This is a genomic window from Streptomyces chromofuscus (genome assembly GCF_015160875.1).
GTDB lineage: Bacteria > Actinomycetota > Actinomycetes > Streptomycetales > Streptomycetaceae > Streptomyces > Streptomyces chromofuscus.
Genome location: NZ_CP063374.1, coordinates 4,936,876 through 4,959,990 on the forward strand (window position 1 = coordinate 4,936,876; position 23,115 = coordinate 4,959,990).

The window sequence follows — 23,115 nt, forward strand, 5'->3', positions numbered from 1 at the left end:
CCATTCATGGAACAGGTGAATGCCGCTACTTTCCGGCATCAGAAGATCATCGGAGGGTCCAGGGTTCTGGGCGACGCCAGTCTCTCCCGCTGCACTTGTGTGGGGTCGGGCATCGCCCAGTTCGACGACCCGGGGTTCGGGCTCGTCGTCCAAGGCGTTGAGGCCCGGCGATGCAGGTTGGACAACTGCAGTGCCCACGGTGTTCTCTTCCGGGATGTTCTGGTCGAGGACCTTTCGGTCGCCGGAGGTCTGCACCTGGAGGCATGTGTCTTCGAACGTGTCACCCTGCGAGGGAACATCCGCGGAAGAGTGATGACGACTCCTCCCAACTATGCCCTGGCGGAAGAGGTGCAGAAGAGCTTCACGGCGGCGATGCGTGCCATCTATCAGGAGGTGGAATGGGCGCTCGACATCCGGGAGGCGAAGTTCAGTGACGCGGATTTCTATTACGTGCCGGGCGAACTGATTCGCCGGGACGAGGAGACGCAGTTCCTGCTGCGGCGGGAGAGCTTCTCAAGGGTGGACCTCTCGGAATTGCCGGTGTACGCGGGAATCGCCGCCGGTCGATTCGAGGTGAGCCCTTGGGACTCGATCGTTGCTGTGGCACCGCGCCGGTCGAAGAATTTCGACCAGTGGGTGTCGGAGCTGAGTGAACTCCGTCGGATGGGGCTGGCTGAGTAGCGCTCTGATCCAGCGCACCCAGGGAAATGCCATGCGGCCGCACCGGAGCCACCGGTGCGGCCGCTGTCGACGAGTTCGACTCGCTGTTCAGCGACTACTCGTGGACCGAAGGGTGACTGGAGGACCGGGACCCCGATAGCCGAGGGCCGGCTGCCGTTTGCGCGGCAGCCGGCCCTTCGGCTGCCACACTTGTGGAACGCTCGATCCGGGCGGCAACGGCAGTTTCGTTCCGGATCACCAGCCAATCAGCTCTTGGGTTCCGGATGGCACTCCTCAGCGGCTATACCCGCAGTGCCGTCCGTGCAGCAACCGACAGGGCGGTCGGGCCGGTCGACTGAAGAACGTAATGAGGGGCCTTTATGACGCAATGGCCAACGAGTGAGGGGAGCCGGTGGCTGGAGACGGACGGTGGTCCCTTTCTCCTGACGCCGGTCTCGCAACTTCACCAGTGGACGGGCTACAACGGTGACTACGATCTAGTCATCGATGCGACAGATGCGGGACACTCCGAGTGTTACGCATTTCCGGGCAGAAATGTTGCGGTTCTCGGCGATGAACCGCTTCGCACCACGATCATGGAGTCGCGGTCACTGATCGTTCAGTGGATCTACTCCAACTCCGAGGAAGAGATCCGAAGGTATGCCTCTGAGGTCGACCTCGATTCCATCGTGTGGCGTGAGGGCCCTGTGCTGGAATGTGATGGGAGGATTGCAGTCATGGATGCGGCGATAGCATCCTTTCTGGCTCCCCGATTTCGGCACCTGGGCCGACGCCGGTGACCTCGAGCCGGGCATGTGGCTGCAGACCGCGGCCGGCACCTGGGTCCAGATCACCGCGATCGACGACGCCCACCGTAGCCAAAAGGTCCACAACCTCACCGTCGAAGGCCAACACACCTACTTTGTGCTGGCTGGCAATGCACCGGTCCTGGTGCACAATGCCAAGCGGGACCGTACTGATCCCGAGGCGGTGTGCCCGATTGGCCCGTACGCGGCCGAATCCATCCCGGCGCGGAGCAAGTCTCAGAAGTTTGACGAGTCTCCTGGTGGCGAGAGGGACCAGATCAATGAGATCGGCAGTCGGTTCGGATGCCACACCTGCGGAATCATCTTCCCCTTCGGTTCCAAGAAGGGGTACGTTCCTGACCACCAGCCCATCAGTTCGTGGGTGCCGGACGGCTTTCCGCAGCGGCTCTATTCGCAGTGCATCGACTGCAGTCGGAAGCAGGCCGGATGGGCAAGGCAGTTGGCGCCTGTCATGCTGCCGAGTTATGAGCGCATAGCCAAGGAAATGGGACTGTAAAGGAGGCGAGTGAGCCGTGGATCTCACATGGGTCGAGTCGGAAGGGGGGCCGATGGTTGTCGTGGAGGCATCGCTGAAACACCTTTGGGGCGGCTATACGAACTCTGATTACGAGGAGGCTTGTGAGGTCCAGGGCTTTGCTGGACTGGTCAGGTTCGGAGTGCCGTCGGCGACTGAGACGGCACTCGTGATCAACGACATCCCCGCTCCAACGGCCTTCATGGGGGAGTTCTGCGCCATCGTCCAATGGATCGCTGCCTCCAGTGATTCTCGATTCGTCGAGGTTGTACGTGGAGGTATCGGAACTGTGGACGACTGGGTGGACGGCCCGATGCTCAACGTGACGGGTCGGCTTGCCGTTTTCGATGCGGCTTTGCCCGGCGCAGAGGCTCGTGCAGGCGAACTCCTGCTGGTGGAGATCGAGCCCGCGGTCTATCAAGTGAGGACCGCGGACATCGAGTCGAAAACCGGTACGTGTGCGCGAGTCCACAGGTTGGATCGGGTGCCGTAGCCAGCCTCGTAGTCATTGAAATGAGAAGCCCCGCCGCTCCCCGGCGGGGCTTCTCGTAGTGTGCTGGGGTGGTCAATTGATTGGGGGTGAATCACCTGGGGGTGGAGGTTCCTCTGAGCTTGAAATCGTGGAGTCGCTTCAGTATGGGGCTGTCATAAGATCGAAGCCGGACTTTCCACGCCTTGCGCTCGCGCTTGAGTTTCGGGCGCGGGGGAATCCGGCCTGGTACTACAGGGGAGCTTCGTGTCTGCTGGCCGTGTGACGCGTTGAGCCGTAGGTGGAGGACGTGCATCGGGATGTCGAGCAGTGGGATGGGTGGTTCGAGGATTTCTTCGCGCTGCTCGCCGGGTTGTGGTGCCGGGTGGAGCCGCGGCTGACAGCGCGGGCGTATCTCAAGGCCCTGTTGGCCCCTGTGGAGCGGAAGAACACCTGGCAGATCGCTGCGTATCTCGGGCACACTGCGCCGGACAAGGTCAAGAACCTGCTGCGCAAGACAACCTGGAGCTGGAGTCAACTGCGCGACCAAGTACGGGAGTTCACCGTGGAACACCTCGGAGACCCGGAAGCGGTGCTGTGCTGGACGAGACCGCCTTCTTGAAGAAGGGCGACAAGTCGGTCGGGGGCGCCCCGCAATACGCAGGGATCACCGGGCAGACAGAGAACTGTCAGGTCGCCGTGTTCTTGGCCTACGTCACACCGTACGGCCGCGCGCTGATCGACTTCGCGCTGTACCTGGGCAGGCTGTGGGCCGGACAGGCGGTGCGCTGCAGGGAGGCCGGGGTGCCGCGCGAGCGCAGCCGGTTCCCGGGAGCCCATGCCGGACCTTTCTGCGCCGTATCGGAGCCTTTGCCGCACCGTGCGGCAAGGGTTCCGCGAGTTGGACCCCTCGCGACCGATCATTCGATGTGGGGCGGCATGGTGGGCGGGTTCGACTGATCCGTTGGATGTGGCTCAGGTTGTGGGGGACGGGATCCCCGGCGGCAGGCCGAGGTCTGCGCAGGGGGGACCGCTTAGGCGTGGCTGCGTGACCTCGATGTCACCATCATCTGAGGCCGAGGAGCGTGAGGGGGCAGCGGGGTCGCGGGCGTTGCGACGGAGGCCGGCCGCGATGTCGGTGCCCTCCGGCTGCCCGGAGGGCACCGATGGCGAGATTGCGCCACGTGGCCATTGCGGGGGCAGCGTTGCCGGTCCGTGGATGGGAGGCGTCTCGGCGAAGGTGGTGTCGCGAACGCGTGCAGGATTTCGATCTTCCAATAGCCCGGACTGGGCGGGCGAGCTGGGTCGGGGTGGCCTGCCCGGCGTGGCGGGGCCGGGCCCTTTATGGGATCGGCCCCGCGCTGTTCGCAGGGTGTCAGCTCGCCCAGACCTCGGCCTCGTCGGCCGGGACGGTGGTGGCCAGGCCCAGTTCCTTGCGGGCGGCGACCGTCTTGTTCGGGTCGATGCCGGTGAAGGCCGGGTCGTAGGCGATGTAGAAGGCGTCGGCGTCCGCCGCGTTCGCGGCTGTCTTCCACTCTTCGGCGGTCTTCGTCAGCTGCTCGCGCAGCTTGCCGACCTCCGTGCCCTGGATGCCGTTCAGGCCCTCGAGGTGTGCGTCCAGGGCCGCCGCGACGGCCTTGGCCTGTGCCTTGTAGCCCTCCAGGTCGTCCTCGACGTAATCCTCCTCGGACTGGTTCGACCACAGAGCGTCGTAGACGGCGTTCGCACCCTTCAGGTACGCGGTCTGCTCGGGCTTCAGTGACTTCGCGTCCAGTGAGCCGGTGAACTTGCCCGACTCCTTGGTGTAGGTGCAGCTCACGGCGCGGTCACCCGTCGCCCAGCTCTCCTTGGTCGGGGTGTAGTAGAACAGGGCGACCCCCTTGGGGAGCGCCCAGGTGTCCGGGGCGGACTTCTCCGCCTCGGCCGGGCATCGCTCGTCGGCGACGGTCGAGACCGCGTCGTCGCCGGGGTACGCCTTCTCCTCGTCGATCGTGAATTCGCCGACGACCTGCGCCGTGTGCGCCTCGGCGCAGGGCACGATCTCGACGAGGACCTCCTCGCCCTCGCCCTTGCTGTTCGGGTTGTAGCAGTCACCGATGTTCAGCGAGAACACCGAGCGCTGGCGGGCCGCCTTCTTCGCGCTGTCCTTGGCGCCGTCCACGGCGTCCGAGACTTCCGAGCACCCCACCGCGCCGATCGCGAGCAGGGCGACGACGGCAGATATGCGGCGAACCGGACGGCGTGGGGCACGAGTTGCCATGGCGTGTACATCCTCTTATGGGAACTTTATGGGGGTGGCGTGCGCATCGTATGCCACTCCTGTGACGGGACTGTGCGAGGGTTTCCGCCCACCAGCAGGGGTTTGCTCACCAGCAGGGGTGTACGGCAAGTGCCGGCCCCGGGGCTTGGTGCCGACGCTCGGCCCAGTTCCGCGCTCGGCTCGTCGCAGCCTTTCTGACTCTCATCAGCCGCAATGGTTGTACGGGACCGCCGCACGTACGGTCCACGGGAGATGCGGGGGCTCAGGCCGGGAGTTCGCCGTCCTTGACGGCGGTGACGAACGACGACCAGGGTCCGGCCTCGAAGACGAGTGCGGGGCCGTCGGGGGCCTTGCTGTCACGGACGGGGACGACGGCGGGGAAGAAGTTGGCGGCGACCTCGACGCAGTTCCCGCCGTCCGGATTGCTGTACGAACTTTTGCGCCACGTCACGTCCGTCAGGTCGATGGCTCGCACGGCACTTCCTCCAGCATCCGCAGGATGAATTTCCGCGACTGGGCTGGATTCAGCGCCTGGTCGCGCGTCGCATCGTACGCACGTTGCAACTGCTCAACCGATGCGTTTTCTTCGATCAGTTCGCCCCGGTGCGCGTGTTCCGTGTACGCCACCGTACCGCCGTCCAGCAGCCGCAGAAACATCACGTCGGTGCTCACCAGCCCATGGAGGCCGGAGCTCTGGGGGAGTACCTGAAGCGTGATGTTCCGGCGTTCCGACGCCTCCAGCAGGTACTCCAGCTGTTCCCGCCACGCGCCCACGTCACGCAGCGGGGTACGCAGCACCGCCTCGGCGAGAAGGGCGCGGAACGGCGGTGCATCCTCTCCGTCCAGCAACGCCCGCCGTCCGGTGCGTGCTTCGACCTGCTGATCCAGCGTCTTGCCCTTGAATCCGCCCAGTGCGAGGACTTCGTACGCGTACGCATCGGTTTGGAGCAGACCCGGCATGATGCTCACCGAGTACTGCCACAGGCTCACCGCCTCGCTCTCCAGCAGCATGTACCGCCGGTACCGCTCCTTGAAATGCGCAGGATCCGCGACCGCCAGCTCCCACAACGCCAACAGCAACCCAGGCGTCCCGTAATGCTGATCCAGCGCCTCGGCGACCTCCGGGCTCCCCAGCGTCGCCCCGCTCTCCAGCTTCCCGAACAGCGACGCGTCCCAGCCCACCACCTTGGCCAGCTCACGCAGGCTCTCGCCCCTGACCGTGCGCAGTGACCGAAGCTCCTCCGCGTACCGTCGGCGCGGTTCCTGGCTGCGTCCCGTGATCACCCTTCTCGGCGGCATCGTGCTCCTCCGTCGTCCCTGGAAGAAGGCCGTGGCAGGTGTGGAAGCAATCCGTGCGGCGGCGAAGGAGAACTCGTCCACGGCGTTCCGGCCCCGCTCCCGGGCCATGCTCGTAATGAGCGGAATACGCAGCGTAATCCACGCAGTTCACCCCGCGCCGGGGATCGGTGAAAGGAGCGGACCATGACGACGGAGTACCGGGCGGCGGCCGAGACGATCAGAGACGCCGAGGAGGTCAGGGACGCCCTCGCGTCCGCCCTCGAACGCGCCGGGCTCACGCTCCCGTCGCTGCGGCTGGACCCGAACACCTACGCCGACGCCGACCCCCGCCCCCTCGTCGAGCTGGGACGCTGCTCCCCGTCTCTCGCGCGGCAGTTGACGGCCGTCATCGAGAAGGGGATCGCGCGGTGAGCCGGCGCGTGTCTCGCCACGTCCCGTTCAACGACGGGCAGGACACGACGGCTGAGTCAAACCGAGAAAGCCGGGAAGACCGGGACGACGGGGAAGACCGGGAAGACATCGCGGTCGGCTCCGAGGCATGTGAGCACCGGCAGATCGAGAAGCGTGACGGCAAGACGCACTGCCGGCGCTGCGACCGGCAGCTCTACCTGTGACGGGACCGCCCTGGACGGCCCCCGGATCACGACGGGCTCCGGATCACGACGCACGAGAGGTCGAAAGGTTGTACGCCCTCTGTGATCCCCCTGTGTGGGAATCGCCACGCTCGTCACCCGTGATGTTCGCGAGGTGACGTCCGCTTGATCAGCGGAGGGATCAGTAGGAGTCCTTCCGCTGACCGAGCGAAGGGGCGGGGTCCCATGAGCACAGTGAACGAAGGCGCGCCGCAAGCGAGCGAGATGCGGTTGTGCGCCGCCGGCTTCGTCGCCCGCGTCACCGACCGGGGCCGGCTGCCGCTGGACTACTCCGTTGCCAGCCTGCGCATCGTCGACTTCCTGATCGACGGGCTGCGCAGAGGCGGGGCCGACCGGGAGCGGACGCGGCAGACGTTGTTAGGACTCGGTGCCTACGTCGGTGAGGTGCTCGTGCGCCGCGCGGGGGCGGCGTGGGTGGACTTCGACCAGGACCAGCGCACCTACTTCGGTCAGCCGGTCGGGGTGCGCATGCCGGACGGCCGTGTCTGGAACCCGCTCGGCAAGGTTCACAACCGCTTCCGCGTCGGCGGCCCCGGGGAGTCCCTGCAAACCTTCTATCTGACCTTGCACGGTCGGGCGCGGAGAGCAGTGGTATGAGAAGAATCCCCGGCGTCGTGGGCGCGTTCCTCGTCTGCGCCGCACTGGCCGGCTGCTCGGCGGGCGGCGACGCGACGCCCGCCGAGCAGCCCCGCCAAGCCGCGCCCGCCAGGACCGACTCCGCGTCCGGCCCCGAGACGCCCGCCGAATTCCTCGCCCTCGCCGAGAAGGCGATGGCCGGTGAGACGGGCTGGACGTTCGACGTGAAGGGAAGCGAGGAACTGCTCCTGCCGGGGCAGAGCAGCGGCGCGACCTATGCGGCGACCGTGCGGCGAACGACCGGCGAGCCGTGGGCGCTGCACTCCACCGGGACCATCCGCAGCAGCAGGGGTGTGGCCGAGCCCGAGGAGATCTACGTCGTCGACGGGACCGGGTACGTCAAGGAAGGCGCCGCCGCCTGGGCGCACGGGCCGCTCTCCGACCCGGGGATCGCGGACAAGGTGGAGGACCCGGTCGCCGAGCTGGACACTTTCCAGGGCTACGGCGACACGGCCACCCTCGCCGAGCGGGACGGACAGGCCGAGCTGCGCGTCCGTGTGACGTCCGCCGCGCTGACCGCCGTACGCGACCAGGGGGTCGTGCAGAAGGCCCTGCGCGAGCTCACGCCGACGCTGACGCGGTTGCGGGCGGCCGGTGTCGCGGCGCCCGAAAGCGAGATCACCGTGGAGCGCGCCGAGGAGTCGATCGTCCTCGACTCGTCGACGTACCAGGTCACCTCGCACACGTTCCGATGCGTCCTGCGGATCCCGTACGGAGAGCGGAGTATCCGCTACCGCCAGGACGTGACGGTGCGGAACACGGGGTCCTACCAGGGACCCATCGTGCTCCCGGAGGGAGTGGGGTGACGGGCGACCTGTGACACTTCTGTGAGGCCCGACGCTGATGACCTTGGGGGGCGTCGGCACGGCCGGACCGTGTCGCGCGTCGGATTCGCTACGACCCGTACGAACGAGGACGGTCTTGGGCCAGGGAGGGGAACCCCGGCGCGCGCAGGCGTACGACGGGGACTTGGGCGCGGCGGTCGCGCGGGCCCAGGACGGTGACGAAGCCGCGTTCACGGTCGTGTACCGGCTCGTGCAGCCGGGACTGCTGGGATACCTGCGCGGGCTGGTCGGCGACGACGCGGAGGACGTGGCGTCCGACGCGTGGCTGGAGATAGCCCGGGACCTCGGGCGCTTCAAGGGGGACGGCGCCGGTTTCCGCGGCTGGACCGCGACCATCGCCCGGCACCGGGCCCTGGACCACCTGCGCCGGCGGCGCTCACGGCCCCAGCCGACGACGCTGGAAGCGGACGTGCTGTCGCTGCCCGCCCGGCACGACACCCACGAGCAGGCACTGGAGTCGATCTCCACCGAGTACGCCCTGAGCCTGGTCCGCGGGTTGCCGCGCGACCAGGCGGAGGCGGTGCTGCTGCGGGTCGTGGTCGGGCTGGACGGCCCGTCCGCCGCCCGTGTCCTCGGCAAGCGGCCCGGCGCGGTGCGCACCGCCGCCTACCGTGGGCTGAAGCTGCTCGCGCGCCGGCTGAACGGTGAGGGTGTGACGGATGACGGCCCCCGAACGCTGGGTGAGTCGACATGAAGGCGGCGGTGGCGGCCCCGTGAACCGACGGACGGAGCCCGGCCGCCGGGCCGGTCGGGCAGCTCGTGGAGGAACGGAAGACGGACATGGGTGAAGGGCCAATCGGCGGGGCCTTCGGCCGCCGGCGTGCGCACCCGCACGATGCCGTGTCCGGGCCGGGGGAGCCCGACACGGAAGTCGCGGCGCTGCTCGGCGCGGCCCTGCGCGGCGACGGTGTGGACGCCGAGGCCGAGAAGCGGGCCGTGACCTCGTTCCTGGCGGCCCGCGACGCGGGAGCGCACCGGGCGCCCACCCGGCGCCGCGACGACTGGCGCCCCCGGCGGCGGCCCCCGGCGCGCACCCTGCGGACCACGCTCGCCGTCCTGCTCGGGAGTCTCACCGCGGGCGGCGTCGCGTTCGCGACGATTGGTTCGCCCTCTTCGTCCCCTTCACCGTCCTCGCCGTCCTCGTCGAAGGCGGCCGAGGCCGGTCCCGGAGGCCGGACGACACCACCGCCCGCGGCGAGCGCACCCGGCGCGCCGACCGCCCCGGCCCCGTCCCGCGCCACCTCCACGGCGCCGGACCGCCCCGCCGTCGCGCAGGACACCGAGGCCCACTGCCGCGCCTACGGACTGCTCGCCGACGGTGGCAAGGCGCTGGACGCCGCGGCCTGGCAGCGGCTGGTCGCCGCGGCGGGCGGTGAGGAGAGGGTCGAGGCGTACTGCGCCGAGCAGTTGACGCCCGCCGCCGAGGAGACTCCCGGCGACGCCGACCGCCGGCCCACTGGCGATCCCGGCAGCAAGGGCCGTGCGGAGTGAGGGAATTGGCCGCCAAGGCAACGGCCGGGGCCGCCACCCCCCACAGGAGAGGCCCCGGCCGTCGCGCGGCACGGGCCGCGCGGCGGCCCGTACTTTCTTCAGCGTCATGACTGCGTTTTCTGTCACACCCCTCCGCGTCACGAGTCAGTTGCATCGACTGCGGACATGGACGGGGAACGGTTTCAAGACGTAACGTGCCTTTCGCGCCGGAGTGCGGAGGCAGGCAGACCACCGCAACAGCGGACCGGCACCGCGGCCACGCGGTCCTGGCGCCGCTGCCGCAGCGGTCCCGGCGCCGCGACCACAGCGGGCTTGGCACCGCGACCACTGATTGAGGGACCACGACGGCAAGAACCCGGTCCGCGTAAGCGGCGCCGGCCTGGGCGCAAAGAAGGGCGCGCGCGGTGGGGGACGACGCGGAGCTGACGGCCGCGGTGCTCGCGGCACAGGGCGGGGACGAAACCGCGTTCCGCACGGTGTACCGCGCGGTGCACCCGCGGTTGCTGGGATACGTACGGACGCTCGTCGGCGACCCGGACGCCGAGGACGTGGCGTCCGAGGCCTGGTTGCAGATAGCCCGCGACCTGGAGCGGTTCGACGGTGACGCGGACCGGTTCCGGGGGTGGGCCGCCCGGATAGCCCGCAACCGCGCGCTGGACCACATACGGATGCGCGGGCGGCGGCCCGCGATCGGCGGTGACGAGACGGAGCTGACCGGCCGGGCCGCGGAGTCCGACACCGCGGGCGAGGCCATCGAGGCCCTCGCCACCGACCGGGCCCTCTCCCTGATCGCCCGCCTGCCGCAGGACCAGGCCGAGGCCGTGGTGCTGCGGGTGGTGGTGGGACTCGACGCGAAGACCGCCGCCGAGACGCTCGGCAAACGCGCGGGCGCCGTGCGCACCGCGGCACACCGGGGCCTGAAACGACTCGCCGAGCTGCTCGGCGATCCGGAATCGGCCGGGGTGCTCGACGCACTGCCGCCCCAGCGGAAACCACGCGACCGCGCGGTGACGTCCGCGAGTGTGACGCCTACGCGCACGCGGACGCAGAAGGACATGTGATGGCCGACGAGCAGTACAGGTGGCTGAACCGCGAGACGGCGGAACGTCTGCTGAGCGGAGAGCCACTCGACGCTGTCGGCGCCGACGGCGGTGAAGAGGCCGCCCGGCTCGCCCGAACGCTCGGCGCGCTCTCCGCCGACCCCCCGCTGACCAGCGACGAACTCCCCGGCGAGGCCGCCGCGCTGGCCGCCTTCCGCAAGGTACGAGCGGACCGCGACAGCGAGGGCGCCGCCTTTGGCGTGCCCGGCCGGGCGCAGCCGTCCGACGCCGGGCTGATGCGCATCGGCGGGCGCGCGGGTCGTCGCGGGAGCGCCGCCCGCCGCCGGGGCCGGGGCCGTCCCGTGCGGCTGGCGCTGGCCGCGGCGCTGGCCGTCGTGATGGTCGGCGGGGTGGCCGTCGCGGCCGGAACCGGAGTGCTGGGCACGCCCTTCCTCGACGACGAACCGGGCCCCGCCGCCTCGGTCACGGCGGCCGAGTCGCCCCAGCGGCCGTCGGCCCCACCGGCGCCGACGGAGCGGGAGCAGCCCGGCTCGGCCACATCGGACGGCACCACGGGCGGCCCTTCAGCCGGCGACCCGGACCCGTCCGGTGACAACACCTCGTCCCCCGGCCGGGACACGGGCAAGCCGTCGCCCGACGCCGGCGGTGGGTGGAGCGCGGTCACCTCGGCCTGCCGTGACCTGCGCGACGGCAGGACCCTGGACGACGGCCGGAAGCGCGCCCTGAACGAGGCGGCGGGCGGCTCCTCACGGGTGCAGAAGTACTGCGACGCCGTCCTCGGTGGCTCCGACGGCCGCGAGGACGAGGGCCGGGTCGGCGAGGACGCCGGCGGCAAGGGCGACGACGAAGCCCAGAGCGGCGACAGCGGCGACAGCGGCGAGGGCAACCGCGACAGCGGGGACGACGGGGTCGAGGACCCGAAGTCCGGGCTCACCGGCGGCTCGGCTCCCCGCGCCTCCCGGTCGTCATCGGCCCTCGCCCCCGAGCGGACCGGCAGGGCGCAGTCGCTGCTGCCGACCCCGGACGCCTCGTCCTCCCTTCTGTGACCTGCGGCTTCGCAACCTTTTGGATATTTCTGCTCCGGGGGTGTGACATTCTCGGCCGCCGCGGCGCAGTACAGAGTGAGCCGACTGGTCATCGGCTGTCGCACGGAGCCGGGGTTCCCCCCGTACCTACGGCTCGTGCACCTGAGCGCGGGCGGGACCCGTTCCCCCGGTCCCGCCCGCGCCCCGAACCTCACCAGTGGACGACGACCTTGTCGCCTTTGCGCACCTCTCCGAACAACTGTGCGATCGCCGCCTCGTCCCGGACGTTGACACAGCCGTGCGAGGATCCGGCGTACCCCCGGGCGGCGAAGTCGGACGAGTAGTGCACGGCCTGTCCGCCGCTGAAGAACATGGCGTACGGCATCGGCGAGTCGTACAGCGTCGAGTGGTGACGGCGGGACTTCCAGTACACCCGGAACTCACCCTCACGGGTGGGCGTGTACGCCGATCCGAAGCGCACGGGCAGGGTCGTGACGGTGCGGCCGTCGATCATCCAGCGCAGGGTGCGGCTCGACTTGCTGATGCACAGCACGCGGCCGGTCAGGCAGCGCGCGTCGGGGGCGTCGGCGGGCTGGCCGCCCATCAGGTAGAGGTCCCACCGGCCGGGCTCGCGGGTCATCCTCAGCAGCCGCTGCCAGGTGACCGTGTCCGTGGTGCCGGTCTTCGGCAGCCCGCGCTTGCCCTGGAAGCCCCGCACGGCGCGTTCCGTCAGGTCGTCGTACGTTCCGGTCGGCCCGTCGAACAGCCAGGCGACCTGCCGCAGTCGGGCCTGGAGTTCCCGCACGTCACGGCCGGTGTCACCGCGTGACCACAGCACCGGGGCCGGGCCCGGCGCCGGGGCGGCCGGCCGCACGGGCGGCCGGGACGCGGCCGGCCGCTCGGGGGACCGGGACGCGGCGGACGGTGAGGCGGGCGGTGGGGCGGCCGCGGTGCCGGTGACGTCGATGTGGATCGGCCCGCGCGGCTTTCCTTGCGAGTCCACGGCCGGCGCGGTGCAGCCGCACACCGTGACCAGCGCCGCCAGCACGGCGGCCGTCCTTCCCATACCTGCACCGAGCATGACAGCCCCCGTCCTCTCGCCGAAGTGCACCGGTGTCACCTGAGATGGCTTCCCGCACGTGACGGTTCGCGAACGGCGCGGCATCGTGGTGGGGGACAAGGAGTGAGTCACTGCTCGGCGGAAGGCACCCACCATGGCGCGCGAGTCGGAGTCCGGACTGCCCATCGAACCGGTGTACGGGCCGGATGCCCTGGACGGCTGGGACCCGGCCGTCCGCCTGGGCGAGCCCGGCGCGTACCCCTTCACGCGCGGCGTCTACCCCACGATGTACACGGGCCGCCCCTGGACCATGCGCCAGTACGCGGGCTTCGGCACGGCGACGGAGTCCAACGCCCGCTACCGGCAGCTCATCGAGCACGGCACCACCGGCCTGTCGGTCGCCTTCGACCTGCCCACCCAGATGGGCCACGACTCCGACGCGCCCCTCGCGCACGGCGAGGTCGGCAAGGTCGGTGTCGCCGTCGACTCGATCGACGACATGCGGGTGCTGTTCGAAGGCATCCCGCTCGACAAGGTGTCGACGTCGATGACGATCAACGCCCCGGCCGCGCTGCTCCTGCTGCTGTACCAGCTGGTCGCGGAGGAGCAGGGGGTGCGGGCGGACCGGCTGACGGGCACGATCCAGAACGACGTGCTGAAGGAGTACATCGCGCGCGGGACGTACATCTTCCCGCCGAAGCCGTCCCTGCGGCTCATCGCCGACATCTTCAAGTACTGCCGGACCGAGATCCCCAGGTGGAACACCATTTCGATCTCCGGCTACCACATGGCCGAGGCGGGCGCGTCCCCCGCACAGGAGATCGCCTTCACCCTCGCCAACGGCATCGAGTACGTCCGCACGGCCGTCGCCGCCGGCATGGACGTCGACGACTTCGCCCCACGCCTGTCCTTCTTCTTCGTCGCGCGGACGACGCTGCTGGAGGAGGTCGCGAAGTTCCGCGCCGCCCGCCGGATCTGGGCGCGGGTGATGCGCGAGGAGTTCGGCGCGAGGAACCCCAAGTCGACGATGCTGCGCTTCCACACCCAGACGGCGGGCGTCCAGCTGACGGCCCAGCAGCCCGAGGTCAACCTGGTCCGCGTCTCCGTTCAGGCCCTGGCCGCGGTGCTCGGCGGCACCCAGTCCCTGCACACCAACTCCTTCGACGAGGCGATCGCCCTCCCCACCGACAAGAGCGCCCGGCTGGCCCTGCGCACCCAGCAGGTGCTCGCCCACGAGACCGACGTGACGGCGACCGTCGACCCGTTCGCCGGCTCCTACGCCGTCGAGCGGATGACGGACGACGTCGAGGCGGCCACCGTCGAGCTCATGGCGAAGGTCGAGGAGATGGGCGGCTCGGTCGCCGCGATCGAACACGGTTTCCAGAAGGGTGAGATCGAGCGCAACGCCTACCGGATCGCCCAGGAGACGGACGCGGGCGAGCGGGTCGTGGTCGGCGTGAACCGCTTCACCGTCGACGAGGAGGAACCGTACGAGCCGCTGCGCGTCGACCCCGCCATCGAGGCCCGGCAGGCGGAGCGCCTGGCCGCGCTGCGCGCCGAACGCGACCGGCCCGCGGTGGACTCGGCCCTGTCGGAGCTGAAGAAGGCGGCCGAGGGCGAGGACAACGTGCTGCACCCGATGAAGGAGGCGCTGCGGGCTCGGGCGACCGTGGGCGAGGTGTGCAACGCGCTGCGGGAGGTTTGGGGGACGTACGTACCGTCGGATGCCTTCTGAGCTGGGCGGTTACTCCGTATGAGTGATCACGGGCCGGACCCGAGAACCCCCGGTTGCGCTCGTCGCAGAGTGGGGCCCCGAAAAGGAGGGCGCCATGGCGGTACTGCAGCAGGAGCTGACCCTGGGCGAAGCTGCCGACCGGCTCGCCCGTGCACTGCCTGGCCACCGCGTGGAGATTCTCCAGGGGAGGCTCACGGTGACACCGCCGCCGGATGGCTCGCATCAGCTGGCGCTGATCAAACTCGGCAGGGCGTTCGACCGGGCAGGGATCGTGGAGGCAGGGGGTGAGTACGTCCGGGAATCGGTCTCCGGCTGCCCACGTTGCCCGAGGACTTCGCGATTCCTGACTTCTCCGTCGTCGACGAGGACTTTCGCGACGCCCACGTCACGAAGAACCACTACGCTCCGACCGTCTTCCGGCTGGTCGTCGAAGTGACGTCGTCCAACTGGTCCGACGACCTCGGTCCCAAGGTCGAGTGCTACGCGGAGGCCGGTGTCCCGGCCTACCTCATCGCCGACCGCAAGCACGACGAGGTGCTCCTGTACACCGACCCGGCCGACGGCAAGTACCCCGCCCCCCAGCGCTTCAAGCGCGGACGGAGGGTGCCGGTGCCGGAGTTCGTCGGCGTTCGCCTGGAACCCGCGGTCGACACCCTCCTCGACGGCTGACCGTCGCTTCGTCCGCTCAGCGCGTCGTCGAAGGTCCGGTGACGCGGGCTTTGCGGATCGCCCGGGTCAGCAGCGGGGGCAGCAGGTCGGCCGCCAGACGGCGGGCGCGGGTGGGGGGCTTGCGGGGCGGGGCCGGGCAGGTCGACGCGGAGGCGGCGGCGGGCTTGGGCACGGTCGGCGAGGCGTCCCTCTCCGCGTGACGGGACGGCGGGAAGTCGGGGGCCTTCATGCCCTTGGACTTCAGGCGCACCAGGCGGTGACCGGCGGCCTGCTGGACGCTGAGCCCGCAGTCGCCGCGCCCGCGGACCATCGCCAGCAGCTCCTCCTGCACCGGCTCCGGGTCGCCCCAGGTGCCGTACAGCTTCTGCGTGCTCAGGCAGATCGGGCGCAAGCCCCGGCTGAGCACGGCCTCCCAGACGGCGACGGAGACACCGGGGGTGTGCTCGGAGCGGAAGTCGTCCAGGACGACGATCCCGTCGGGCACCAGGACGTCGCGGGCGGCGCCGATGTCGTCGTACACGTGCTCGTACAGGTGTGAGCCGTCGATGTGCACGAAGCGGCAGGAGTTCCGCTCGACCTCGCCGGGCACGAGCGAGCTGGGGCCCTGCACGACGCGCGGGAGCTCGTCGTGGAAGGAGAGGTAGTTGGTCTCGAAGGCCTGGCGGGTGAGCGCGCTGTACGACTTCGTCGACTCGGCCCGGTTGGCGTCGTCCGGGGCGTCGCCCTCGAAGAGGTCGCACACGGTGTAGTGCTCGCCCTCCCGGAGATGGCGGCCCAGGAAGATGGCGCTCTTGCCCATGTAGACCCCGACCTCCAGCAGGTCGCCGCGGACGCCGGCGGCCTCCTGCCGGTTCAGGAGCCAGTCGAAGAGCACCTGGTCGAGTACGGGGAACCAGCCCGGGACGTCGTCGAGCCGCCGGGGCCGCGGGGGTGCCTCATGTGCAGTGGTCATGAAAGGCGAGCACTTCCTCGTTGCGGTGCGGTCAGAAGCTGCCCGGCGCCTGCCCGGGTGGACAACCCGTCCAAACCCCCGAGAAGGTGAATGCCGGGACAATTCCCTACGTACCGTACGCGGTATCGGCCGCGTCCGTGCGCGAATGGCGGCACGCCCGGTGAACGATTACCGGATTGCTTCGGCTACCCCCGTCCGGGCGGCTCATTCACCGAGTTCCGCGCCCGGCGCTCTCCGCCCGGTGGACATAACTGTCGAAACCGATACAGGAAGGGGCAGAACGGCCGTCGCGAGGCCCGACCGGACCGAACGGCGTCAGCCCTTGGAGCCCTGGACCTGCGTCAGCGACCGCCGCAGCAGCGGCGTGGCCCACTTCTCCACATACCGGTTGAAAAGCCACGCGAGTACGAGCATGAACGTGAGCGTCGCGGAGATCGTCAGCCACGAGGCGAGCCCGAAGTCCTGGTGCAGGACCTCGATGACCGGCCACCCCAGGTGCTCGTGGACCAGGTAGAAGGGGTAGGTCAGCGCGCCCGCGACGGTCAGCCAGCGCCAGTCGGCCCACTTCAGCCGGCCCAGCGCCACCGCCAGCACCGCGACGAAGCCGAAGGTGACGATCAGGATGATCACCGCGGCCGAGCGGTAGGAGAACTGGTCCGGCTGCGGGCTGTGCCACAGGTTGGACACCGCCTGGTGCTGCCCGGTCAGCCAGCTCACCGCAACGATGCCCCACGCGGTGGCGTCCCGCCGGTTGCGGTGCAGCAGGTAGATGCCCATGCCGCCGATGAAGAAGGGCGCGTACTCCGGCATCACGACCAGGTCGAGGAAGGGCTGGTCGGCGGCCTGGGTGATGGCCGCGAGCAGCGTCCACGCGGCGCACAGCATGACCACCCGCCTCCGGTTGGCCCCCGGCAGCACGATGCACACGGCGAACAGGGCGTAGAAGCGGATCTCCACCCACAGCGTCCAGCACACGCCGAGCACCCGGTCGGCGCCGAGCGGCTGCTGAAGCAACGTCAGGTTCACCAGCGCGTCACTCGGGGAGACCGCCTGGTAGGCCACGCCCGGCAGCGCGAACACGGCCGTCACCAGCACGACGGCCACCCAGTAGGAGGGCATCAGACGGGCGGCCCGGGAGGCGAAGAAGGAGCGCAGGGGCCGGCCCCAGCCGCTCATGCAGATGACGAAGCCGCTGATCACGAAGAAGAGCTGGACACCGAGACAGCCGTAGGCGAACCAGGAGTGCAGCGTGGGGAACTGGACCTTCGGCGAGGAGCCCCAGGCGTGCGTGATCTCACCTCCCCGTCCGCCGTAGTGGTACAGCGCCACCATCAGCGCGGCCAGCAGCCGCAGCCCGTCCAGGGCGCGCAGCCGGGCCCCCGCGGTTCTGGTCCGCGGCCGGCCGCCGGCGACCTCCAGCGGCCGGGACGGCGCGTCGGCGGTGGCTTGCGGCGTGGCTGTGGTGACGACCGTCTCGGTCACGCTGGAATACCTCGGCTACCTCGTCTGTCCGTGGGCCTGCATGGGGGCCATCCTGCCCAAAGCGCCCGCAACCGTCATAACCCCGGAGGTGTGTGTCAACGTCCTGATGACGCCGCCCGCCACCCTAGGACGTCGTTCGACGGAATCCCGTTCGGCGGAAACACGATTTGCCCATCGGTCCCAATCGGTTCACCTTTTCGTCGTATTGGTTTCTTAGTGTTCTCCAACCCACCACGTTTACCGAGGCAGATCCTTGCCTGCTTCGTCGCATCCAGAGCAGGAGCACCATGACGGTTCGCAGCAGATGGTCACGTTCCCGAACAGGGGACACGGCATCGGCGAGCGCTGACGCCGGTCCGCCGACGGCCCAGGTCACTCCGGTGGAGCTGGAGGACTGCCTGCGCGCCTGCGCGGTGCACAGCGGCAAGCTCGTGGGCAGCCTCGACTCCCGGCGCATCGCGCTCGCCGAGAAGCTGCGCGAGCTGCTCGCTCTGTGGGCCGCCCAGGAGCAGCCCCAGTCGGCGTCCGCGGGTGGCGCGGGCAGCATCATCCGGCGCGGCGCGAAGGCCGTCGGGGGTGGCGGCAGCCTGAGCAACGAAGTGCTCGACGCGCTCCTCGCCGTCGGCAACAAGGCGCTCGACTGCGGCTACGACGACGAGCTGAACCTCTCCCTGCTCATCACCGACACGGTGCTGTCGCAGCGCAAGAACTCCCGTGCCGGCTGGCGGCTGCGCGGCCGCCTGCTGGAGGCCATGGGCCGCCCGGTCGCCGCCGTCGAGGCCTTCGAGCGCTACCTGAGCCTCACCCAGGAGGACGGCTTCGGCGTCCGCGCCAAGGTCGCCGGCCTGCGCACCGCCCAGGAGCGGCGCGGGGAGCTGCTCTCCCTGCTGCAGCGCACCGTCCCGGACGCCGCCGCGCACGCCGCGGGCCCGGCGACCGACGTGTGGGCCGAGGGTCTCGCCGCCCACGACGCCGGGGACTGGGAGCGGGCCCAGCCGCTGCTGGTGGGCGCGCTGGTCGCACTGGACCGCACCGAGGCTCCCGAACAGGAGTTCCAGGAGGCACTCAGCCACTACCTGGACCTGAGCACCGGAGTCCAGCACCGGCCCGGCCCCGAACTGATCCAGGCGATCGGCCTCTTCGCCGAGCAGCGGCGCAACCGGATGCGCGGCCCGCTGGACGACCCGACCTTCGGCGGCCTGCAGTGGATCAGCCTGGGTGAGTTCCGCAACCGGATCGCCGGCAAGTCGATCGCCCTGATCGCCAACTCCGGCAAGGTCGGCGAGAGCGGCAAGGGCGCCGAGATCGACGCCTACGACCTGGTCGTGCGCTTCAACTCGTACAAGATCGACGCGGCCAACACCGGCAGGCGGACCGACATCCACGTCACCATCCACAAGCACGGCTTCAACTGGGACCAGCAGGTCGACACCCGCCTGGTCTTCGGCGGGATCTCCGGCGACTGGAAGTACTCGCTGCGCAACCGCCTCGTGCCGGGCGCACAGAAGTACCTCGGTGACGAGTCGCTGCGCTGGCCCGTGCGCAACATCGGCAAGTGGGGCACGGACACGTGGCCGTCGATCCCCACGTCCGGCTTCAACATGCTCTGGCTGCTCGACTTCCTCGACGTCAGCCCGACTCTCGACCTGATCGGCTTCGACTTCTACGAGAGCGGTGCGTACCGCATCGACGCGGCGATGAAGATGCCCATCACGTCCGTCCACGAATACACCAGCGAGAAGGCGTGGGTCATGGAACGGGCCCAGAGCGTCTCCGGCATGAGGATCTCCCTGCGATGACCGCGACCCACATATCCCCGGCCGAGCTCCGCACCGCCGCCCCGGCCACCGATGCCCGAGCGCTCACCGGCAAGCGCCGGATCGCCTTCGCCAGCTTCGTCGACGAGAACTACCTGCCCGGCTTCCTGGTCCTGCTGCGCTCGCTCGCGCTGTCCAACCCGGGTGTGTGCGAGGACTTCATCGTCCTGCACGACGACCTCAAGCCGTCCTCCGTGGCCCAGATCCGCGCCCTGCACCCGCGCGTGAGCTTCCGTCGCGTCGACGCCGACCACTACGACTCGTACGCCAAGGGCGACCAGGACAACTACCTGGTGCGCAAGGCGTACTTCATCCTCGACGTCTTCAAGATCCGCGACTACGACACCGTGATCACCCTGGACACCGACATGGTCGTCCTCGGTTCGATCTCCGAGCTGCTGTCGCTGCGCGAGGGCCTCGCCGCCGTACCCCAGTTCTTCTACGGCCAGCACAAGCTCAACAGCGGTCTGCTCGTCATTCAGAAGGAGTACCTGAGCGACGAGTTCTACGCGAAGATCGACCACGTCGGCCGCACCGGCGCCTACGAGCTGGACAAGCACGACCAGGGCATCCTCAACGCCGTCCTGGACGGCGACTTCGTCCGCCTGGACCCGAGGTTCAACTTCGTCAAGCGCCGGCTCTCCGGTGACCTGCCGGTCCCCGACGACACGGCGATCCTGCACTTCACCGGCCGGCACAAGCCCTGGCAGGGCGGCGAGGCGGGCTACGACAAGGCGCAGGAGCGCTGGCGCGAGTTCGACATGACCGACGCCGAGCTGCACGCGGCGTACCTCGCCGCGGGCGGCACCACACACCGCGACCTGCTGGTGCACTACGGCACCCCGTACGTCGAGCGCACCGGTGACGTCAACGCCGCCCGCCGGGTCGCCCTCGCCCACATCGGCGCCGGCGACTACCAGGCCGCCGTCGACATCATGGAGCGCGTCCACATCCCCGTCGACGAGGCCTGGCCGCACGAGGTGTACGGGCACGCCCTGCTGGCCGTCTCCCGCTACGAGGAGGCCAAGGCCCAGCTGCTGCTGGCGACCGCCGCGCCCAACCGCGCCGCCACCGCCTTCGCCCGGCTCGCCCTGATCTCCTGGGTGCACGGCGACGACGCCGCCTCGCACAAGTACGCCCTGCAGGGCCTGACCGTCGACCCGACGCACCGGGCCGGCCGCATCTGGCACCAGCGCACCATCAGCGTCCCGGCCCAGCAGTCCGGCAGCGCGGCCGAGCAGCTCGCGCACGTCGCGTTCTACATGGACCGGCAGGGCAACGCGGGCGACAAGCTGCTCCCGGAGAGCGTCCGCCTCGCCTTCGACCCCGACACCACCAACCGCCGCTGGCACTCCGTGCACGCCCACCGCCTGTTCGACGAGGCGGCCCTGGAGCGTGTCAACGCCCGCCGCGGCATGGTGATCGGCGGCGGCGGCCTGTTCATCCCGGACACCATGCCCAACGGCAACAGCGCCTGGCAGTGGAACGTCCCCGACGAGCTGCTGAAGCGTATCGACGTGCCGATCGCGGTGTACGCCGTCGGCTTCAACGCCTTCGACGGGCAGAGCTACCGCGCCCAGCGGTTCCGCGAGTCGCTGCGGCTGCTGGTGGAGAAGTCCGCCTTCTTCGGCCTGCGCAACCACGGTTCGATCGAGAAGGTCCGGGCCATGCTCCCGGCGCACCTGCACGACAAGGTGCGTTTCCAGCCGTGCCCGACCACGGTCACCCGCCAGCTCGTCGCCGGCTGGAAGGACCCGGCCACCCGCGACGACACCATCCTCATCAACGCCGCCTACGACCGCGCCTCCCTGCGCTTCGGCCACGACTACGGCTACTTCCTGGCCCAGATGGCCAAGGCGGTGCGCGAGCTCGGCGATCTCGCCGAGGTGCAGTGCGTGGCGCACTCGCTCGACGACGAGCGGATCGCGTTCGACCTGCGCCGCGAGCACGGCGTGTCGATGCCCGTCATCCCGATGTACGACTTCGAGAACGACGAGATCCGCGAGCTGTACGCACGCACCAAGCTGGTCATCGGCATGCGCGGCCACGCGGGCATGATCCCGTTCGGCTGCGGCACCCCCATCATCAGCCTGATCTCGCACCCGAAGATGGCGTACTTCCTGCGCGACATCGAGCGCCCCGAGTGGGGTGTCTCCGTGCACGACCGCAACCTCGCCGAGGTGCTCGTCGAGCGCTCCCGCGACCTGCTCGCCGACCACGACAGGACCGTGGCCGACGTGCACGGCCGGCAGCAGGAGCTGTGGAAGATCACCCAGGCGAACGCCGCCGAGCTGCGGACCGTCCTGGGCGGCTGACCCATGACGGCCCTCGTGGTCGACGACGCTCCCGGGGCCGCCAGGCCCCGGGAGCGTGCGCGTCGCTCACCCCTGTGGTGGGCGGTGGCCGCCCTGCCCGCCGCCGTGGCCGTGGTGTACACCGTCCTCACCCGCCGTCTCACCGGGGACCTGCACTCCGTCCTCGGCGCCCTGCGCTCGGGCGCGTGAGGCGGCCCTCACCGTGGGCGCCGGCGGCCTGGCCCTGGCGCCGGCGCCGCGCACCGACTTCCTCCGGCCCGAGTGGGCGGCCGTCGTGCCGACGGTGTTCGGCGTCGCCGCCGTGCTCGGACTCGACCGTCCCGTGAAACGCGGCGTTGCCGTCCTGCGCGTCGTGGACCGGCAGTCCGGCCGCCCGGGGCGGAACCGTCTAGCCGCGCGGGGTGAAGAGCAGGTTCCGCGCCCCGGCCGGCCGGGGCCGGTCCGAGGGGATGTGCACTTCCTCCTCCTCGGCCACCCAGTGCGCCTCGTAGCCCAGGGGCCCGAACTCGGCGAGCAGGGGGTCCAGCGGGGCGCCCACCAGCGCCTCCAGCATCACGGTCGGCCGGTCCCGCTTCAGCACCTGCCGGGCGCCCTGCAGCACCGACATCTCGTGGCCCTCGACGTCGATCTTGATCAGGTCGAGCTTGGTGTTCGCGAACACCTCGTCCAGCGTGAGCAGTTGGATCCGCTTCATCTCGGCGTCCCCGGCCGCGTGCTCCAGGGACGAGCCCGTCGACAGCAGGTTCCCCGAGAAGCGCACGCCGATGTCGGCCCAGCCCGGCTCGCTGGAGACGCCCGCCTGGTAGCGCCGCACGTTCTGCACGTTGTTCAGCCGGATGTTCACCGCCAGCCGCGCGTGCACCTGGTCCACCGGCTCGAACGCGTGCACCTTCGCCTTCGGGTTGGCGAGGGCGGCGATCATGGAGAAGTACCCGACGTGCGCGCCGACGTCGGCTATCGTCGTGCTCTTCGCCGCCAGCCGTGACCAGGTGGCCAGGCTCCCGGGTTCGTAGCCGAATCGCCCGTTCCACAGGGTGTCGAGCGCGACCGCGTCGTCGTTCACGCAGAACATGACGAACGGCGGGCAGTACGGGGAGTCGATCTCGGCGAGGCCCCGGTAGGGGTGCTTCTTTCGGTGCGTGCGGATGATGTCGCTGGTGGCGACGGGCCTGACGGACGGGGCGTGGGCCAGCATCCGGGCATTGGCGGCTTCGACCTGCGAGATGCGCATGGCCGCGATCGTAGGCCCGCGATCACATCCTTTTGAAGGTTTCGGAAGTACTCCGTGCGGAATTCGCGGTAACCGCTGTTCAGAGGGGGGCGGCTCCCGAGATCGAAGATCAGG

The 23,115-nt window shown here is 69.8% G+C and carries 24 protein-coding genes and 1 pseudogene; 18 read left to right on the top strand and 7 right to left on the bottom strand.

The window, feature by feature from the left end:
* The first annotated feature begins 6 nt into the window (after positions 1 to 6).
* The 5 genes and pseudogenes from IPT68_RS22330 to IPT68_RS22355 all read left to right on the top strand — a co-directional run bounded on the left by IPT68_RS22330 (position 7) and on the right by IPT68_RS22355 (position 3,430).
* Positions 7 to 681, top strand: a complete 675-nt coding sequence (locus tag IPT68_RS22330) for a hypothetical protein (protein ID WP_189700927.1) — start codon at positions 7 to 9, stop codon at positions 679 to 681.
* Between the two features lie 359 nt (positions 682 to 1,040).
* The gene (locus IPT68_RS35050; RefSeq protein WP_189700926.1) at positions 1,041 to 1,460 is read left to right on the top strand and encodes an Imm21 family immunity protein; all 420 of its coding nucleotides are present in this window, start codon (positions 1,041 to 1,043) and stop codon (positions 1,458 to 1,460) included.
* Positions 1,461 to 1,473: 13 nt separating this feature from the next.
* Positions 1,474 to 1,983: a hypothetical protein gene (locus IPT68_RS22340; RefSeq protein ID WP_189700925.1), complete on the top strand. Its 510-nt coding sequence runs from the start codon at positions 1,474 to 1,476 to the stop codon at positions 1,981 to 1,983.
* A gap of 16 nt (positions 1,984 to 1,999) precedes the next feature.
* Positions 2,000 to 2,494 (top strand): Imm21 family immunity protein, encoded by a 495-nt coding sequence (locus tag IPT68_RS22345; protein ID WP_189700924.1) that lies wholly within the window; start codon positions 2,000 to 2,002, stop codon positions 2,492 to 2,494.
* A 412-nt stretch (positions 2,495 to 2,906) separates the two neighbouring features.
* Positions 2,907 to 3,430, top strand: a pseudogene (locus IPT68_RS22355) (transposase).
* Positions 3,431 to 3,845: 415 nt separating this feature from the next.
* Here IPT68_RS22355 and IPT68_RS22360 read toward each other — a convergent pair.
* From IPT68_RS22360 to IPT68_RS22370, 3 genes are all read right to left on the bottom strand, one after another.
* On the bottom strand, positions 3,846 to 4,730 hold the full coding sequence (locus tag IPT68_RS22360; protein ID WP_189700921.1) for a septum formation family protein: 885 nt from the start codon (positions 4,728 to 4,730) through the stop codon (positions 3,846 to 3,848).
* A gap of 262 nt (positions 4,731 to 4,992) precedes the next feature.
* A complete protein-coding gene (locus IPT68_RS22365; protein ID WP_189700920.1) occupies positions 4,993 to 5,205 on the bottom strand; it encodes a DUF397 domain-containing protein in 213 nt (70 codons plus the stop codon).
* Positions 5,187 to 6,029: a helix-turn-helix domain-containing protein gene (locus IPT68_RS22370; RefSeq protein WP_189700983.1), complete on the bottom strand. Its 843-nt coding sequence runs from the start codon at positions 6,027 to 6,029 to the stop codon at positions 5,187 to 5,189. Before IPT68_RS22370 ends, IPT68_RS22365 begins: the two co-directional genes overlap by 19 nt.
* 183 nt (positions 6,030 to 6,212) lie before the next feature.
* Between IPT68_RS22370 and IPT68_RS22375 the strand changes: the two genes are divergently transcribed.
* From IPT68_RS22375 to IPT68_RS22410, 8 genes are all read left to right on the top strand, one after another.
* Positions 6,213 to 6,440, top strand: a complete 228-nt coding sequence (locus tag IPT68_RS22375) for a hypothetical protein (RefSeq protein ID WP_189700919.1) — start codon at positions 6,213 to 6,215, stop codon at positions 6,438 to 6,440.
* Positions 6,437 to 6,643 (top strand): hypothetical protein, encoded by a 207-nt coding sequence (locus tag IPT68_RS22380; RefSeq protein WP_189700918.1) that lies wholly within the window; start codon positions 6,437 to 6,439, stop codon positions 6,641 to 6,643. The genes IPT68_RS22375 and IPT68_RS22380 overlap by 4 nt, the downstream gene beginning before the upstream one ends.
* Positions 6,644 to 6,847: 204 nt before the next feature.
* Positions 6,848 to 7,279, top strand: coding sequence for a hypothetical protein (locus IPT68_RS22385; protein ID WP_189700917.1), 432 nt, complete (start codon positions 6,848 to 6,850; stop codon positions 7,277 to 7,279).
* Positions 7,276 to 8,124 carry a hypothetical protein gene (locus IPT68_RS22390; RefSeq protein ID WP_189700916.1) on the top strand — a complete coding sequence of 283 codons (849 nt, stop codon included), beginning with the start codon at positions 7,276 to 7,278 and terminating at the stop codon, positions 8,122 to 8,124. The genes IPT68_RS22385 and IPT68_RS22390 overlap by 4 nt, the downstream gene beginning before the upstream one ends.
* A gap of 115 nt (positions 8,125 to 8,239) precedes the next feature.
* Entirely contained in the window at positions 8,240 to 8,857 is a 618-nt protein-coding gene (locus IPT68_RS22395; protein ID WP_189700915.1) for an RNA polymerase sigma factor, read from the top strand.
* Positions 8,858 to 8,943: 86 nt separating this feature from the next.
* On the top strand, positions 8,944 to 9,654 hold the full coding sequence (locus IPT68_RS22400) for a hypothetical protein (protein ID WP_189700914.1): 711 nt from the start codon (positions 8,944 to 8,946) through the stop codon (positions 9,652 to 9,654).
* Positions 9,655 to 10,058: 404 nt separating this feature from the next.
* Positions 10,059 to 10,715, top strand: a complete 657-nt coding sequence (locus IPT68_RS22405; RefSeq protein ID WP_189700913.1) for an RNA polymerase sigma factor — start codon at positions 10,059 to 10,061, stop codon at positions 10,713 to 10,715.
* Positions 10,715 to 11,761: a hypothetical protein gene (locus IPT68_RS22410; RefSeq protein WP_189700912.1), complete on the top strand. Its 1,047-nt coding sequence runs from the start codon at positions 10,715 to 10,717 to the stop codon at positions 11,759 to 11,761. Before IPT68_RS22405 ends, IPT68_RS22410 begins: the two co-directional genes overlap by 1 nt.
* Before the next feature lie 190 nt (positions 11,762 to 11,951).
* Here IPT68_RS22410 and IPT68_RS22415 read toward each other — a convergent pair whose 3' ends face one another.
* Complete coding sequence (locus IPT68_RS22415) at positions 11,952 to 12,806, bottom strand: L,D-transpeptidase family protein (protein ID WP_189700911.1); 855 nt, start codon at positions 12,804 to 12,806, stop codon at positions 11,952 to 11,954.
* A gap of 148 nt (positions 12,807 to 12,954) precedes the next feature.
* On the opposite strand from IPT68_RS22415, the gene IPT68_RS22420 reads away from it, so the two are divergent.
* Positions 12,955 to 14,535 (top strand): acyl-CoA mutase large subunit family protein, encoded by a 1,581-nt coding sequence (locus IPT68_RS22420; RefSeq protein ID WP_189700910.1) that lies wholly within the window; start codon positions 12,955 to 12,957, stop codon positions 14,533 to 14,535.
* Between the two features lie 321 nt (positions 14,536 to 14,856).
* Positions 14,857 to 15,204 (top strand): Uma2 family endonuclease, encoded by a 348-nt coding sequence (locus IPT68_RS34215; protein WP_229818473.1) that lies wholly within the window; start codon positions 14,857 to 14,859, stop codon positions 15,202 to 15,204.
* A 16-nt stretch (positions 15,205 to 15,220) separates the two neighbouring features.
* Here IPT68_RS34215 and IPT68_RS22430 read toward each other — a convergent pair whose 3' ends face one another.
* Both IPT68_RS22430 and IPT68_RS22435 read right to left on the bottom strand, forming a co-directional pair.
* Positions 15,221 to 16,156: a class I SAM-dependent methyltransferase gene (locus IPT68_RS22430; RefSeq protein ID WP_189700909.1), complete on the bottom strand. Its 936-nt coding sequence runs from the start codon at positions 16,154 to 16,156 to the stop codon at positions 15,221 to 15,223.
* Positions 16,157 to 16,471: 315 nt separating this feature from the next.
* Complete coding sequence (locus IPT68_RS22435; RefSeq protein ID WP_189700908.1) at positions 16,472 to 17,638, bottom strand: acyltransferase family protein; 1,167 nt, start codon at positions 17,636 to 17,638, stop codon at positions 16,472 to 16,474.
* A gap of 287 nt (positions 17,639 to 17,925) precedes the next feature.
* Here IPT68_RS22435 and IPT68_RS22440 point away from each other — a divergent pair, with 287 nt between their 5' ends.
* Genes IPT68_RS22440 through IPT68_RS22450 form a run of 3 tightly spaced genes read left to right on the top strand, consistent with a single transcriptional unit; the run spans position 17,926 to position 21,959 of the window.
* Positions 17,926 to 19,437, top strand: a complete 1,512-nt coding sequence (locus IPT68_RS22440; RefSeq protein ID WP_189700907.1) for a glycosyltransferase family 29 protein — start codon at positions 17,926 to 17,928, stop codon at positions 19,435 to 19,437.
* A complete protein-coding gene (locus IPT68_RS22445; protein WP_189700906.1) occupies positions 19,434 to 21,770 on the top strand; it encodes a glycosyltransferase in 2,337 nt (778 codons plus the stop codon). The genes IPT68_RS22440 and IPT68_RS22445 overlap by 4 nt, the downstream gene beginning before the upstream one ends.
* Positions 21,771 to 21,773: 3 nt before the next feature.
* On the top strand, positions 21,774 to 21,959 hold the full coding sequence (locus tag IPT68_RS22450) for a hypothetical protein (RefSeq protein WP_189700905.1): 186 nt from the start codon (positions 21,774 to 21,776) through the stop codon (positions 21,957 to 21,959).
* Positions 21,960 to 22,158: 199 nt separating this feature from the next.
* Here IPT68_RS22450 and IPT68_RS22455 read toward each other — a convergent pair whose 3' ends face one another.
* Positions 22,159 to 23,001, bottom strand: a complete 843-nt coding sequence (locus IPT68_RS22455) for an FkbM family methyltransferase (RefSeq protein WP_189700904.1) — start codon at positions 22,999 to 23,001, stop codon at positions 22,159 to 22,161.
* Between the last annotated feature and the right edge of the window lie 114 nt (positions 23,002 to 23,115).

Excerpts from the sequence above, each read along its gene's own strand:
- IPT68_RS22375 (WP_189700919.1), top strand. The coding sequence starts at position 6,213 with ATGACGACGGAGTACCGGGCGGCGGCCGAGACGATCAGAGACGCCGAG.
- IPT68_RS22430 (WP_189700909.1), bottom strand. The coding sequence starts at position 16,156 with ATGACCACTGCACATGAGGCACCCCCGCGGCCCCGGCGGCTCGACGAC.
- IPT68_RS22370 (WP_189700983.1), bottom strand. The coding sequence starts at position 6,029 with ATGCCGCCGAGAAGGGTGATCACGGGACGCAGCCAGGAACCGCGCCGA.
- IPT68_RS22390 (WP_189700916.1), top strand. The coding sequence starts at position 7,276 with ATGAGAAGAATCCCCGGCGTCGTGGGCGCGTTCCTCGTCTGCGCCGCA.
- IPT68_RS22445 (WP_189700906.1), top strand. The coding sequence starts at position 19,434 with ATGACCGCGACCCACATATCCCCGGCCGAGCTCCGCACCGCCGCCCCG.
- IPT68_RS35050 (WP_189700926.1), top strand. The coding sequence starts at position 1,041 with ATGACGCAATGGCCAACGAGTGAGGGGAGCCGGTGGCTGGAGACGGAC.
- IPT68_RS22410 (WP_189700912.1), top strand. The coding sequence starts at position 10,715 with ATGGCCGACGAGCAGTACAGGTGGCTGAACCGCGAGACGGCGGAACGT.
- IPT68_RS22420 (WP_189700910.1), top strand. The coding sequence starts at position 12,955 with ATGGCGCGCGAGTCGGAGTCCGGACTGCCCATCGAACCGGTGTACGGG.
- IPT68_RS22440 (WP_189700907.1), top strand. The coding sequence starts at position 17,926 with ATGACGGTTCGCAGCAGATGGTCACGTTCCCGAACAGGGGACACGGCA.
- IPT68_RS22415 (WP_189700911.1), bottom strand. The coding sequence starts at position 12,806 with ATGGGAAGGACGGCCGCCGTGCTGGCGGCGCTGGTCACGGTGTGCGGC.
- IPT68_RS22340 (WP_189700925.1), top strand. The coding sequence starts at position 1,474 with ATGTGGCTGCAGACCGCGGCCGGCACCTGGGTCCAGATCACCGCGATC.
- IPT68_RS22360 (WP_189700921.1), bottom strand. The coding sequence starts at position 4,730 with ATGGCAACTCGTGCCCCACGCCGTCCGGTTCGCCGCATATCTGCCGTC.
- IPT68_RS22400 (WP_189700914.1), top strand. The coding sequence starts at position 8,944 with ATGGGTGAAGGGCCAATCGGCGGGGCCTTCGGCCGCCGGCGTGCGCAC.
- IPT68_RS22450 (WP_189700905.1), top strand. The coding sequence starts at position 21,774 with ATGACGGCCCTCGTGGTCGACGACGCTCCCGGGGCCGCCAGGCCCCGG.
- IPT68_RS22330 (WP_189700927.1), top strand. The coding sequence starts at position 7 with ATGGAACAGGTGAATGCCGCTACTTTCCGGCATCAGAAGATCATCGGA.
- IPT68_RS22385 (WP_189700917.1), top strand. The coding sequence starts at position 6,848 with ATGAGCACAGTGAACGAAGGCGCGCCGCAAGCGAGCGAGATGCGGTTG.
- IPT68_RS22455 (WP_189700904.1), bottom strand. The coding sequence starts at position 23,001 with ATGCGCATCTCGCAGGTCGAAGCCGCCAATGCCCGGATGCTGGCCCAC.